Annotated in this window: 9 protein-coding genes and 1 tRNA gene; 9 read left to right on the top strand and 1 reads right to left on the bottom strand. The window is 34.6% G+C overall.

Going from position 1 to position 14,058, the window contains the following annotated elements; all coding sequences use genetic code 11:
- Nucleotides 1-40: 40 nt before the first annotated feature.
- From gltA to KQI69_RS06800, 3 genes are all read left to right on the top strand, one after another.
- Nucleotides 41-1,429 carry an NADPH-dependent glutamate synthase gene (gene gltA, locus KQI69_RS06810; protein WP_216564635.1) on the top strand — a complete coding sequence of 463 codons (1,389 nt, stop codon included), beginning with the start codon at nucleotides 41-43 and terminating at the stop codon, nucleotides 1,427-1,429.
- Between the two features lie 726 nt (nucleotides 1,430-2,155).
- On the top strand, nucleotides 2,156-3,064 hold the full coding sequence (locus tag KQI69_RS06805) for a DUF5688 family protein (RefSeq protein WP_216564592.1): 909 nt from the start codon (nucleotides 2,156-2,158) through the stop codon (nucleotides 3,062-3,064).
- 20 nt (nucleotides 3,065-3,084) lie between these two features.
- The gene (locus tag KQI69_RS06800) at nucleotides 3,085-7,716 is read left to right on the top strand and encodes a leucine-rich repeat protein (RefSeq protein ID WP_216564591.1); all 4,632 of its coding nucleotides are present in this window, start codon (nucleotides 3,085-3,087) and stop codon (nucleotides 7,714-7,716) included.
- A gap of 18 nt (nucleotides 7,717-7,734) precedes the next feature.
- Here KQI69_RS06800 and KQI69_RS06795 read toward each other — a convergent pair.
- Nucleotides 7,735-7,807: transfer RNA gene (locus KQI69_RS06795), tRNA-Arg, on the bottom strand.
- A gap of 205 nt (nucleotides 7,808-8,012) precedes the next feature.
- On the opposite strand from KQI69_RS06795, the gene KQI69_RS06790 reads away from it, so the two are divergent.
- From KQI69_RS06790 to KQI69_RS06765, 6 genes are all read left to right on the top strand, one after another.
- A complete protein-coding gene (locus tag KQI69_RS06790) occupies nucleotides 8,013-8,651 on the top strand; it encodes a hypothetical protein (RefSeq protein WP_216564590.1) in 639 nt (212 codons plus the stop codon).
- A gap of 85 nt (nucleotides 8,652-8,736) precedes the next feature.
- The gene (locus tag KQI69_RS06785) at nucleotides 8,737-9,450 is read left to right on the top strand and encodes a pseudouridine synthase (protein WP_216564589.1); all 714 of its coding nucleotides are present in this window, start codon (nucleotides 8,737-8,739) and stop codon (nucleotides 9,448-9,450) included.
- 32 nt (nucleotides 9,451-9,482) lie between these two features.
- Nucleotides 9,483-11,438, top strand: a complete 1,956-nt coding sequence (ligA, locus tag KQI69_RS06780) for an NAD-dependent DNA ligase LigA (protein ID WP_216564588.1) — start codon at nucleotides 9,483-9,485, stop codon at nucleotides 11,436-11,438.
- A gap of 301 nt (nucleotides 11,439-11,739) precedes the next feature.
- Nucleotides 11,740-12,648: a homoserine O-succinyltransferase gene (gene metA, locus KQI69_RS06775; protein WP_216564587.1), complete on the top strand. Its 909-nt coding sequence runs from the start codon at nucleotides 11,740-11,742 to the stop codon at nucleotides 12,646-12,648.
- Between the two features lie 448 nt (nucleotides 12,649-13,096).
- Nucleotides 13,097-13,411, top strand: a complete 315-nt coding sequence (locus KQI69_RS06770; protein WP_216564586.1) for a cold-shock protein — start codon at nucleotides 13,097-13,099, stop codon at nucleotides 13,409-13,411.
- 114 nt (nucleotides 13,412-13,525) lie between these two features.
- On the top strand, nucleotides 13,526-13,798 hold the full coding sequence (locus KQI69_RS06765; RefSeq protein ID WP_253289041.1) for a helix-turn-helix domain-containing protein: 273 nt from the start codon (nucleotides 13,526-13,528) through the stop codon (nucleotides 13,796-13,798).
- Nucleotides 13,799-14,058: the final 260 nt, after the last annotated feature.

The raw sequence follows: 14,058 nt of genomic DNA, 5'->3' as shown, positions 1-14,058 counted from the left end.
TCTGTCAGAGAACATAGATTTGCAGAGAAAGGAAAATATCATGGAAGTTGATGTAATGAAAAGAATTCCTGTTCGTGAGCAGGAGCCAAAAGTTCGTGCAACGAATTTTAAGGAAGTTTGTTTAGGATATGATAAAGAAGAGGCAACAGCGGAAGCAACACGTTGTCTTCAGTGTAAAAATCCACAGTGTGTAAAGGGATGTCCCGTAAATATAAATATACCTGGATTTATCAGTGAACTTGTAAAGGGGAATGTTGAGGGTGCTTATCATGTGATAAGTGAGTATTCTGCACTTCCGGCCGTATGCGGTCGTGTATGTCCACAGGAGAGCCAGTGTGAGTCAAAATGTATCCGTGGAATCAAGGGTGATGCCGTATCTATCGGTAAACTTGAGAGATATGTCGCTGATACTGCAAGAGAAGAAGGAATCAAACCTGCTAAAGCTGAGAGCTTAAACGGAAAGAAAGTTGCGGTTATCGGTTCAGGTCCTGCCGGACTTACATGTGCAGGTGACCTTGCAAAACTCGGCTACGATGTAACTATATTTGAAGCACTTCACAAAGCAGGCGGTGTATTATCTTACGGTATTCCTGAGTTCCGTCTTCCAAAGAGCAAAGTCGTAGACAAGGAAGTTGAGAATGTAAAATCACTCGGAGTTAAGATTGAGACTGATGTTGTAGTAGGAAAAGCCGTTACTATAGATGAACTTTTAAATGAAGAGGGCTTTGATGCCGTATTCGTAGGTTCAGGAGCAGGACTTCCTAGATTTATGGGAATCCCTGGTGAAGATGCAAACGGCGTATTTTCAGCAAATGAGTACCTTACAAGAAGCAATCTTATGAAAGCGTTTGATGAAAATTATGATACACCTATCATCCCTGGAAAGAAAGTAGCCGTAGTCGGTGGTGGAAATGTTGCGATGGATGCCGCAAGAACAGCACTCCGTCTCGGTGCAGATGTTCATATCGTATATCGCCGCAGCGAGGCAGAACTTCCTGCACGAGTTGAGGAAGTACATCATGCAAAAGAGGAGGGAATCCAGTTTGACCTTCTCACAAATCCTGTAGAAATCCTTGAAGATGAAGAGGGAAATGTTTCAGGAATGAAATGCATCCGTATGGAACTTGGCGAGCCTGACGAATCAGGAAGAAGAAGACCTGTTGAAATTGAGGGTTCTGAGTTCGTACTCGATGTAGATACTGTTATCATGTCACTTGGAACAAGTCCTAACCCACTTATCTCATCAACAACAGAGGGACTTGACATCAACAAGAGAAAATGTATCGTTGCTGAGGAGGAGACAGGAAAGACTTCTAAGGCAGCAGTATATGCAGGTGGAGATGCCGTAACAGGTGCTGCAACCGTTATCCTTGCAATGGGTGCAGGTAAGGCAGCAGCTAAGGGAATTGATGAGTTCTTAAGCAAATAAAAAATAAATATAAAAATGAAATTTTATAAAAAACAATAATATTTATAAAATATCGTAAAACTTAAAGGTGGACTTTGAAATCGTTTCAATGTCTGCCTTTTTTGAGCTGTTTTTGAAGAAAAATGTTGTGACGAAAATACAAAAGTTTGCAAACAGCGATAAATAGAGGAGTTAGAGCAAATCATGCCCAAAAAATATGTGCATTATTCATAAAAAAATTGTACTGAATAATACAATATGTACAAAAATAAAAAATCTATAAAATCCAAAAATATCGGATTGTTCAAAAAGTGTCTGTGATATTTATATATTCTTAATATTGTTCTAAATGTAAAGCTTTGTTACCATATAGTCAGAAAATCTCTTTGTTCTGATACAAATTTAACACTATAAAAGAAGTTCCCCATTTCTATTGCATAGAGCAATAAGTGGTGGGTGGTGGCTTGTTTGTATCAGGAGTGGTATAAAACCATTCTGATATGCTGAGATAGCAGCTAATAGTGTTATGAGCAAGATTCTATATCAAAAATTCAATTCAATTTAACAGTAGATCACCCGTAAATCATAGAAGTTTTCATTGCAGATAGTTCCACGATAGTTATGAAAAATTAGTAATAAAAAATTAAATAGAAAGGAGGGGCTGTTTGAACTAAAGTTTAAAGTGAAAACAAAATCAGAATTTAGCCAGGAACAAGAGATTTTCAATAAAATAAATGGAGGAAGATGATGAAATATTTTGAGTTTATTAACGAAATGGCTAAGAAAGTAAAATTGTGTTTTGATAAGAGTGTGTCTGTAGAAATTCACAAGGTAATGAAGAATAATTCGATGGAGTATGATTCGTTGGCTATTATAGAACCGGGAAGAAATGTCACTCCAAATTTTTATCTGCAAAGCATGTATCGCAGATATGTAGATGGAATAGGGATAGACAGCCTTGTGGCAGAAATAGTACAGAATTATGAGAATGAAAATAGTACCGGGAAATACGAGAATCTGTCACTAGAATATGACGAATGTAAGGATAAGATAGTAATGAGACTTGTATCATTGGAAAGGAATAAGAAAATGCTTGAAGAAATGCCGTATATACCATTTCTTGATATGGCAGTTATATTTTATTTTCTTGTTGATAATGATGAACAGGGAATTGCTTCTATAAGGATAACAAATACAGTTATGATTAACTGGGGGACAGATATTAAAGAATTATACACATTAGCTTCAATCAATTCAAAAAGGATTTTTGAAGAAAAAGTTATGCCGGTCAGTACCATGCTTGAGGGACATGATATTAGTCTTAAAGAAATGGGGTTTGGAGATATTAAATGTGATTGTGGGGAAATATATGAGCCGTATATTGTAACAAACAATGTGGGGATAAATGGAGCAACAGTAATCCTATATCCGGATATGCTGCGGGAGATAGCAGCGAAAGTGGGAGGAGATTTTTATATGCTTCCTAGCAGTATACATGAAGTGCTTGTTATATCTGCTATTGCGGATATTTCTGAGGAAGAACTAAAGAGTATGGTTAAGGAGGTTAATCAGAATTATCTTTTGCCTGACGAGTATTTGTCAGACAATGTTTATAAATACAGCTTAGCATATAATTCATTGGAAATGATAGCATGATAAAGAAAAAGGAGAAAAATATGGAGAGACTAAAGAAGGTAATTAAAAAGTTGGGGTTAGTTATAATGTTTATGTCGCTGATAATATCAGACAGTTCATTTATGAATTTGAAAAAAGCCAAAGCCGTCATATATTATCAGTATCTTATACAGATAGCAAAACCGTATACTATGCAGGGAGAATTAAAAAATGTAGTTGAAGGAACTACTAATAATATAAGTTTTGTAAATAAGACCGACACTAATATATACATGCAGATAGATATAGGTAATGCATCTGATGTATCGTCATTATATAAGACAATTGTTGAAAAAATAAATGCTTCGACATTATATAGGAATGGATATCATATGAGAGTTATGGTTGGCTGTGGGAGCAGTGTTTCAGATACACCAAAAAATGCAACACTTGAACTGGCAAAGAGTATGATAGCAGGTGATCCAAATAATCACAGATCTTTGTATATTTATTGGGATTGTGATCATTTAAACGATTCATCAAAATGGAAACTGACATCAGGAGCAACATGTCAACATGCTAATCAATATACATGTTCAAGTTGTGGAGCGACAAGAAGTGAGGGAAGCAAATTGGCACATAATTATTCTGTTAAACTTGCGTCGGCAACATGTCAACATTTAGATGTATATAAATGTGCAACATGCAGTGATACAAGATTTTCAGGAAATTACACCGAGCATGATTGGGCAGAGAAAACGGCTGCAACATGTACAGGAAGACGGGTATTATATTGTAGGGTTTGCGGAAAAACAAAAGAAGAGGGGGAAGTGACATCTCATAAATATTCTGCAAAAAATGTTGTTGCACCTAGCGCATCTTCAAAAGGTTATACAAGATATACCTGTAGTTGTGGAGTATATTATGATGATACATTTACCTATAAAATTGAATATGATGCAAATGGCGGAGTTGGAAATATGGGAAGCCAGATAGTAAATTATGATTCAAATGAGATTTTAAAATCAAATACTTTTGCTAAACAAGGATATAACTTTACAGGCTGGAATACAAAAGAAAACGGAAGAGGGGTAAACTATAAAAATGGGCAGATAGTAAAAAATATTTCGACATCCACAATAAGATTATATGCTCAGTGGGCAAAAAACAAATATAGAGTTACATGTGTTGACTGTTATGAAGACGGGCGTGTGATTGACAGTATCAATAATAACAGATCTATTGAAGTTGATAGTGGAGAAATGGTATCAGGAAAAAATTTTGGTACGGACAGTGCATTAGGAGCGTATTATTCTGGAATGTCATATGTATCTAGTGATGCTCCAGTAAAGGTATGGGGAAACATAACTGTAAAAAGATATTTTAAAAGTTTTAAGGAAAACGGTCTGAATGATGCAGTTATCTCAGGTGATACATTGGTAAAAGTATCAGGAAAATCTGAAAAGATTATAATTCCTGATGATATAAAGAAAATTGGAAAAAGTGCATTTAGCGGAAACAAAGATATTACATATGTAGAAATAAAAAATGGAACAGTAACACAAATAGAAGATATGGCATTTGAGAATTGCAGCGGCTTAAAAAAAATAATATTACCTTATTCAGTAAAGAAAATCGGGAAAAATGCTTTTAAGGGATGTACTTCTTTAGAAGTTATTGAAATAAAAAATCCAGAGTGTGAAATAGATGACTCATATGATACGATTCCAGAAAGAACAGAGATAAGTGGATTTTCAGATTCTTCATCACAGACATATTCAAAGAAAAATCACAGAGAATTTAATAATATAACAGTGCTTTATGATGATTTCTTTTGCGGAGAGACTTCTATGGAAAGTTTTTTGATGCCGGCTGATGTAACGGTCATAGGAGATAATGCATTTAAAAAATGTGGAAACTTAAAAAAGATACAGCTTGGAAATGTAATTTCTATTGGAAAAAGTGCATTTGAAGACTGCGTATCGCTGGAATATGAAAAAGACTTTTCAAAAGAACAGATGAATGCATTGATAATTCCGGCTTCAGTAAAGAAAATTGGAAAAGGGGCATTTGCAGGAACAAAAAAGATCGCACAGATGAAATTTGAGGGAAAAGATACTGTACTAGAAGATAAAACATCAATAAATGAACATACGATGATTGGTTGTTATGTCGGAAGTGCGCAGTATCATTTTGCAAAAGAAAATAAATTTGAGATGGTTATGCTTGTTGGATTTGGAGATGATCCCGAAGATAAGGAGAATATTGATTATAAGAGCAATAATGAAATAAAAGCTGTGATAATCGGAAGCAAAGTAAATGAAATAAACAAGTTTGCGTTTGCGGGATGCAGCAATCTTGAATATGTGCAACTGTATGCTGATAAAAATGTTAAAAGGGAAATAACGATAGGCGATTCAGCGTTTTTTAACTGTGGGATGTTAAACAAATTTGAATGTAACGAAAGGGTAGAAATAAAGAGAATTGACGATAATGCTTTTATGGGATGTAAACAGTTAAAAGAGCTTGTTATCAATAATCCTAACTGTATTATATCAGACAAAGAAGAAACTATTGATGGTAATACGGTAGTAAAAAGCTGGAGCAGATCATCAGCACATGACTTCTGTGAAAAAAATAATAAAAAATTTGAGCAGACAGGAATATCATTTGTTATATATTTTGATAAAAATGGTGGGGAGGACGGTACAGAAAAAATATATGTTTATCCGCATATGAATATGCCGTCAGTGGATAGTCCTAAGAAGCAGGGATATGCTTTTATGGGATATTATTTGGAAGACAGACAGTATTACAACAGTCTTGGCCGTTTTGTTTTTGGAGAAGAATTAAATATAGATAGGGATATGATAGGTGATGGCTCGCTTAAAGCTGTATGGGGCACTGAAAAGTATAATATAGAATTTGATGCCAATGATGCAGAAGGGCAGATGGAAATATTAAGAGATATAGAATATGATAAAGAGTTTGCGGCACCTGACTGTGAATTTGTTAAAAAAGGATATCATTTTGTAGGCTGGAGTATATCTGAAAATGGTCAGTCTGGAATATATAAAACCGGAGATAAGCTTAAAAATCTGGGACAGAATAATGGACAGACTGTAAAGCTTTATGCACAGTGGGAAGAAAATAGCTATAAAATAGAATATAATTTAAATGGAGGAACAGGAAAGATACCTGATAGTGCTTCTGTTTTATTTAATACAGATTATGTAGTAGCAGATAACACAGGTACAAAAGAATATTATTTATTTAATGGATGGAATACCAGATATGATGGAAAAGGCGAGAATTATATAGTAGGACAGCACATAAGTCAGGTTTCAAGTACGCAGGATGAGCTAATAACATTGTATGCACAATGGAAACCGGTATTATATAATATTCATTTAAATCTCAATGGAGGAGAACAGTCAGGAAATACGAATCCATTACAGTATAATTGTGAAACGGAGGATTTTGAAATAACAGAGCCTAGTAAGTACGGACATGTATTTACAGGCTGGAATGAGGACAATAGTGATAAGATAACTAAAAAAGTGATTATAAAAAAAGGTTCACATGGTGATATAAGATTAAATGCAAATTATAAACTTGCAGAATACAGTGTGAAATTTGAAACAAATGGAGGAAAATTTAAAGATGATTCAAGTATTGTGAAGTCATATAAGTTTGGAGATAACATAAATCTTCCAATGGATGTTGCAAAACAGAATTATATATTCCTGGGATGGAGCACAAATAAAAATTCAGTCAGGTCAGATATCAGTAAGATTATATCCACAGATACAGGAGATAAGATTTTTTATGCTGTATGGGGAGCAGCAAGTTACAAAATTACTTATGTGATGGATGGTGGAAGTATAGCAGTTGGAGAAAATGCAACAGAATATTTATATGGAATAGGAATAAAACTGCCAGAAAATGTGACAAAGAGTGGATATAGTTTTGCCGGATGGTATTTGGATGAAAAATGTACAGGAAAAATGATTACAAAGATATTGGAAACTGATACGGGAGATAAAAAGTTTTTTGCAAAATGGATACCTGCTGGAAAAAATAATCAGGCTACTTCTACACCGGGAGAAGGTGATAAGCCGACCACAAGTACAGAACCTGTTAGCAGCACAAAACCAGATGTCAGCAGCGAACCGTCAGAAACAACAAAATCACCAGTTGAAATGATAACATCAAAACCGCATCAGCCGCAAGGGGCAGGCAAAGAAAATGACGACATCAATAAGAACAGTGGTCAGAATAAAACTAAAAAGACATTTAAATATTGTGGCTACAATAAGAAAAAAAAGATGGTTACACTTAAAAAAGTTTATGGCAAGAAACTTAAAAAGGCAGTTATACCAGATAATGTAAAATATAAAGGGGTGGTATATAAAATTACATCAATAGCATCAGATGCATTTAAAAATTGTAAACAGCTTAATGAGGTGACAGTAGGAAAAAATGTGACTTCAATAGGAAAGAACTGCTTTAAAAACTGCGTAAAACTTAAAAAGATAAATGTAAAGACAAATAATTTACGAAAAGTGGGAAAAAACATACTGAAAGAAACCAACAGGAAACTTTATATAACATGTAACAGGAAAAAAATAAAAATATACAGAAGACTATTTAGAAATAAGGGAAATAAAACATATAAAGTCATAAACAGATAGGAATATATCTGTAAAAAACGCACTCGAAGAGATTCGAACCCTCGACACACAGCTCCGGAGGCTGTTGCTCTATCCACTGAGCTACGAGTGCGTATGAAAATGCCACTATACACATCTATAATGTGTTTGGCGACATAAAAATATGTATGGCTACATACAATTTATTATTTTAACATATCATAAAGTTATTGTAAAGATTTTAGAGTGATTTTGTCAACTTTACAATAACTTTTTGTTGTGTTAAACTTATACTTTATGGGATATAAGTTGTTTATAAGGAAGAAAGGTTAATCTATATGTTTAAATATAAAAAAATAGTTGCCTTTTTTATCATAGGAGTGCTTTTGATCGGCAGTGGAGTAATATATACTCTCTCATTTAGTACAGAAACAAAATTCAAGGTTGAAAAGTCACAGACTGCTAAAAGTCACATAAAAAAAGTGCAGAAGAACGATATGCAGACTGAGGAATTAAATGAGCAGATCGATGAACTTATAAGCGGATATCTAAATGCGAAGCTTGTAGATGATATTTCAGCAATGGGAACTTATGTAAGCGATACAAAATATATCGATGAGAATAAGCTTTTGGTGCAGAATCAGTATATTGAATCGTATAACAATATAAAATGTACTATAAAAAAGTGCTCTAAAAAGGATACATACAGGGTGTATGCATATTATGATATAAAGGCATTTGGAGTTGAACAGATGCTGCCTTCATTATCAGCGTATTATGTTATTAAAGAAAAAGATGGAAAATATAAGATTTATTTTGGAAAAATTGACAGTAATATTCAGAAACAGATTGAGATGATTGATAAAAGCAGTGAGATAACTGCATTGAAGGATTCAGTTCAGAAAAGAATGGCTGAACTTATAAGTACGGATGAAGAAGTGAGAACACTTTTTGACGGATTAAAAAATGGCGAATAAATGTAATATCTGTATCTTGTTGCAGTAGTTTTTGTTACCGTAATACAGGGGGATATTATCATGTGTAAAGGCATGGAGGATCATTATGAATGAAAACGGAGTGAGAATAAATAAATATCTGAGTGAAGCAGGGGTATGCTCAAGGCGTGAGGCGGACAAGCTGGTAGAGGCAGGCAGTGTCTGTATTGATGGCATTACTGCTGTGTCGGGTGCAAAGGTATGTGATGGGCAGAAAGTTACTCTGAATGGAAAAAGCATAAAAAAAGAGGAAGAGGAGATTTTTCTTGCTTTTTATAAGCCTAAAGGAATTGTGTGTACTACTGCATCGGAAGAAAACGGTGAAAAGATAAAAAATGTTGTTGAATATATAAATTATGATAAAAGGATATATCCTGTAGGAAGGCTTGACCAGGCATCGGAGGGACTTTTACTTATGACAAATCAGGGAGATGTTATGGAAAAGATCCTGCGCAGCAGATATGAACATGAAAAAGAATATTTTGTCAAGGTCGACCATAAGGTTACTGATGAATTTTTAAAGAAGATGGGCGATGGAGTACCGATACTTGATACAGTTACTAAACCATGTAAAGTATGGAAAGAAGATGATTACAGTTTTCATATCATACTTACGCAGGGCTTAAACAGACAGATAAGGCGAATGTGTGAATATTTTGGGTACAGAGTTGTACATCTTAGGAGAGACCGGATAATGAACATAACTCTTGACGGACTAAAAAAGGGAAGGTACCGCAGGCTCACACTGCGCGAGGTATCAGAACTTAAAAAGATGCTTTAAAATATTGGTGTGTTTTATGTATGGAGGAGATAATGGCAGAAACAGATAGAATGAAAGAACTTATTGACATATTGAATAAGGCAGCAGCAGTTTATTATCAGGGCAAGGATGAGATAATGAGCAACTTTGAATATGACAGGTTGTATGATGAACTTTCAGCCCTTGAAAAACAAAGTGGTCTTGTAATTGCAGGAAGTCCGACACAGAAAGTAGGTTATGAAGTTTTAAGTGAACTTCCAAAACAGACACATCCGTCACCGATGCTTTCTCTTGACAAGACAAAGCAGGTTGATGAACTTGCAGACTGGCTTGGCGATAAAGAAGGTATTTTGTCATGGAAGATGGATGGTCTTACAGTTGTGCTCACATATGAAAAAGGAAAACTTTTAAATGCAGTCACAAGAGGAAATGGTGTGGTGGGTGAGGTAATAACAAACAATGCAAAAGTATTTAAAAATCTCCCTGTTAATATACCATTTAAAGGTCATATGGTACTCAGAGGTGAAGCCATAATAACATATTCTGAATTTAAGAAGATAAATGAATCACTGTCGGAGGAAGAACAGTATAAAAATCCCAGAAATCTGTGCAGCGGTTCAGTAAGACAGCTTAACAATGAGATAACAGCAAAAAGAAATGTAGAACTTTATGCATTCACGCTTGTTGAGGCAGAGGGAGTTGACTTTAAAAATTCCCAGAGAAATAAAATGGAATTTATGAGGGAACAGGGATTTCAGACAGTTGAATATAAGGTTGTAACATCAGAAAATATACATGAGACAGTTGAGTGGTTTTCGGAAAAAGTTAAGACAAACGACTTTCCGTCAGATGGACTTGTTCTATTGTATGACGATATAGATTATGGTGATTCACTTGGCTCGACGGCGAAGTTCCCGAGAAATGCAATTGCATTTAAGTGGGCAGACGAAACAGCAAAAACAAAGCTTATTGAAGTGGAATGGAGCGCATCAAGAACAGGACTTATAAATCCGGTTGCGATATTTGAACCGGTAGAGCTTGAGGGAACGACAGTGAGCAGGGCGAGTGTACACAATATAAGCATCGTAAGGGAGTTAAAACTTGGGATCGGTGACACTATCGAGGTGTATAAAGCAAATATGATAATACCTCAGATAGCCAAAAACCTCACAGAGAGCGATTCACTTGAAATACCTGACAAATGTCCTGTCTGTGGAGAAAAGACATCCATTCATAGAGAAAATGATGTTGAAGTTTTATTCTGTGAAAATCCTGAATGTCTAGCCAAAAAGATAAAATCAATATCACTTTTTGTAAGCCGCGATGCGATGAATATTGATGGAATGTCGGAGACAACGATTGAAAAATTCATATCAAAGGGATTTTTACATGAACTTGCCGACCTTTTTAAACTTGACAGATATAAGGATGAAATCATATCAATGGATGGTTTTGGAAAAAAATCATATGAAAAACTTGTAAAAGCTGCCGAAACAGCGAAAACGACAACGACAGCCAGATTTATATACAGTCTGGGCATTGCCAATATAGGTCTTTCAAATGCAAAAATGGTATGTAAGGCATTTTCAAATGATCTTGAAAAGATAAGACATGCTTCAAGGGATGAACTGGTTGAGATTGATGGTGTCGGAGAGATAATAGCAGATTCATTTGTAAAGTATTTTGAAAAAGAAAACAATAATCATATAGTTGACGATCTGCTCGATATTATCACACTTGAAGATGAAGAAAATGATACTCAAAATGATATGGATGGCATGAACTTTGTTATAACAGGTTCAGTTAATCACTTTTCAAACAGGAGTGAAGTAAAAGAACTGATAGAGAGCAGAGGTGGCAAAGTCACCGGAAGTGTCACATCAAAGACAAAATACCTTATAAATAATGACAGCACAAGTAATTCATCCAAAAATAAAAAAGCAAAAGAGCTTGGAGTACACATAATAACAGAAGATGAATTTATTGAGATGTTTTCGATAAAAATGTGATGAATAATAAAGCTTGCGAGATAAATGTATAGACTTAACGCTATCAAGGAAGTCCCTCACTTCTATTGTGTAGAGCAAATAAGTGGTGTGTGTGGGACTTGCTTGTATCAGGAGGGGCACAAGCCACTTCTGATATGCTGCGATAGCAGCTAATAGTGTTATGAGCAAGTAGCAGAGCGGATTGCGAATATCCGCTTGACTTTATTGTTTTTGGATTTTGGATGAACGGTAAATAAGTAATTTAAAAATATTTTATACAAAGTAAAAAGACTACAATAGATAATAGAAAGGGGCGTTAAATATGCCAATTAAAGTTCAAAATAATCTTCCAGCAAAGAAGATAATGGAAAAAGAAAATATATTTATGATGGACGAAACAAGAGCGGTGTCCCAGGATATAAGACCTTTGTATATCGCAGTTTTGAATTTAATGCCGCTAAAGGAGGAAACAGAAGTCCAGCTTCTTAGAAGTCTTTCAAATACACCACTTCAGGTAGAGATAACATTTCTGACAACAGCGACATATATAGGAACAAATACACCTGCAAGTCATCTTAATGAGTTTTATAAAACATTTGAGGATGTAAAAGATAAAAAATTTGATGGACTTATAATAACAGGAGCACCTATTGAGCATATGGAATATGAAGAGGTTCAATATTGGGATGAACTCACAAAGATAATGGAGTGGTCAAACACAAATGTAACATCAACACTTCATATATGCTGGGGGGCACAAGCGGGACTTTATTATCATTATGGAATACACAAATATATGCTGCCAAAAAAGAAATTTGGAATCTATGAACATATTGTACATCACAGAAAAGAACCACTTTTAAGAGGATTTGATGATGTATTTTATGCACCACATTCAAGACATACAGGGGTAAGTCATGATGAGATAGCTGCATGTGATGAACTAACAGTGCTTGCTGAGTCAGATGAAGCAGGAGAACTTATTTTGGTGTCACATGACGGCAGGAAGATATTTGTTCTAGGGCATCTTGAATATGACAGAATGACACTTGATTCGGAATATAAGAGAGATAAAGCTAAGGGGCTTGATATAGAAGTACCTGAAAACTATTATCCGGATGATGATCCTGAACAGAGACCTAAACTTCGCTGGAGGGGAGCGGCGAATGCTTTGTTTAGTAATTGGTTGAATTATTATGTTTATCAGAATACACCGTATTCGTGGGACTAGAAATGCCGGAAATACGGTGATTTGGGCGGTTTGAGCTTGTCTTTAGGGCATTTGTAAAAAATACAGAAAATTTGAATAAGTCGATATATTTTGTTATAAATTGATATATTTTGGTGTAATTTTGGGTTTGAATTGGTGGTATGCCAAAAATAATTGGTGGTAAAAAATGTGTTAATTTGGTGGGTAAAAGAATGCAGTGGTAAAAACACCAGTACAAATTAAAAAGTATTAAAAGTTTAATATTAGGACATCTGCATAAGCCTATATACTTGTAAAAATATGAGTATATGGGCTTATTTTAGTGTCTTAATTTCAAAGATAAAGAAATAGACATAAAGGGTAATACAAGCTGGATTTAAGCTGTATAAGTGAATTTAAGCCACTATATAGCACAGTATTTGAAATCATGGTTTCATTTGAAGAATTTTAACGAATAGGAGGATTTTTGATGTTTGGAACAGTAACAAGATATTTTAATAATAAAGGATATGGATTTATCCGTGGAGAAGATGGTAATTCATATTTCATCCATAAATCTAAATTGGATGGAGAACATATTGAAAAAGGATATTATGTATTCTTTAGAACATTTGTAAATGATAGAAGTAGTTATAATGCAAAAGATGTAACTGTAATAGATGCAATAGAGAGGAAAAGACAGCATGGCAAGGAGAATTGCTTTAATTCCACTTCCAGAATTATTGCTATTCACAATCATCTCCCCTTTTTTAGTGTACCTTTTTTCTATATGTTTAAATTATAGCACTTATTATCAACTATTTTAACAAATTTTTCTGTATTTAAGAAATTTATTTCACCAATATGGAAATACTAATTGATACACTATCAGTGAAAGTAGGTGATACAGTTGGTGAATATGGGAGAAAAATTACGATCTCTCAGAACTGAGAAGAAATTAACTCAAAAGCAAATAGCAGATAGAATAGGATTAGCCATAAGTGCTGTATCTTCCTATGAATCAGGCAGTCGTTATCCTTCATATGAAGCGTTGATAAAATTGGCTCGTATATTCCATGTATCTACAGATTATCTCTTAGGAATTACTGATAAGAGGAATGTGGATGTTACTGGTCTTGATGATGAATCCGTGGAACTGGTTTCACAGTTAGTAGATAAGTTGAGAAAGTAAGGTGTTCTGATATGGGGTATCTTATTTTACTTTGGACTTACACTAAATTTGGTGTAAGTGCATTGTGTAAATGAGAATTTATATATATATTTAATGTTTAATGTCTTAGGTGGAGTCTGCATCATAAAATCCGGAGATAAATTTATTAGTATTATTTTGTGCCAATCTTCCATTTATCGACAGAATATGATATAATCAATTAATCAGGTTAGAATGTGATAGGGATAGTCTGGTGGTTGAACCTTTTCGGAAACGGAAAG

It is taken from the genome of Eubacterium sp. MSJ-13 (genome assembly GCF_018918235.1).
GTDB lineage: Bacteria > Bacillota > Clostridia > Lachnospirales > Lachnospiraceae > Butyribacter.
Note: the sequence above shows the minus strand (reverse complement) of the source record. Positions and strands in the feature narration are given on the sequence as shown.

Coding starts and splice junctions, on each gene's coding strand:
- gltA (WP_216564635.1), top strand. CDS start 41: ATGGAAGTTGATGTAATGAAAAGAATTCCTGTTCGTGAGCAGGAGCCA.
- KQI69_RS06805 (WP_216564592.1), top strand. CDS start 2,156: ATGAAATATTTTGAGTTTATTAACGAAATGGCTAAGAAAGTAAAATTG.
- KQI69_RS06800 (WP_216564591.1), top strand. CDS start 3,085: ATGGAGAGACTAAAGAAGGTAATTAAAAAGTTGGGGTTAGTTATAATG.
- KQI69_RS06790 (WP_216564590.1), top strand. CDS start 8,013: ATGTTTAAATATAAAAAAATAGTTGCCTTTTTTATCATAGGAGTGCTT.
- KQI69_RS06785 (WP_216564589.1), top strand. CDS start 8,737: ATGAATGAAAACGGAGTGAGAATAAATAAATATCTGAGTGAAGCAGGG.
- ligA (WP_216564588.1), top strand. CDS start 9,483: ATGGCAGAAACAGATAGAATGAAAGAACTTATTGACATATTGAATAAG.
- metA (WP_216564587.1), top strand. CDS start 11,740: ATGCCAATTAAAGTTCAAAATAATCTTCCAGCAAAGAAGATAATGGAA.
- KQI69_RS06770 (WP_216564586.1), top strand. CDS start 13,097: ATGTTTGGAACAGTAACAAGATATTTTAATAATAAAGGATATGGATTT.
- KQI69_RS06765 (WP_253289041.1), top strand. CDS start 13,526: ATGGGAGAAAAATTACGATCTCTCAGAACTGAGAAGAAATTAACTCAA.